Genomic DNA, 246 nt, shown 5'->3' with positions numbered 1-246 from the left:
GGATCGTCCTAGGGTAAAACTGGTGACTGGGGCTAAGTCGTAACAAGGTAGCCGTACCGGAAGGTGCGGCTGGAACACCTCCTTTCTGGAGCATGTCTTATACCTAAAAAGACTTATCAAAATGATACAAGGTTTTTCTTGTGTCTACTTGTTTGTTATGTTTATATATATGATCTGTAACAAGAGAAATTAGAAGCCGAGCCCCGTGGGGTTAGGTTGAACTAGTCCTATAGCTCAGTTGGTTAG

The 246-nt window shown here is 43.1% G+C and carries 1 rRNA gene; it reads left to right on the top strand.

Annotation, left to right across the window (positions count from 1 at the left end):
* Positions 1–85: ribosomal RNA gene (locus tag D0T85_RS21985) — 16S ribosomal RNA — on the top strand; the annotation flags it as partial.
* Between the last annotated feature and the right edge of the window lie 161 nt (positions 86–246).

The organism is Bacteroides sp. 519, assembly GCF_010500955.1.
Lineage (GTDB): Bacteria > Bacteroidota > Bacteroidia > Bacteroidales > Bacteroidaceae > Bacteroides.
Note: the sequence above shows the minus strand (reverse complement) of the source record. Positions and strands in the feature narration are given on the sequence as shown.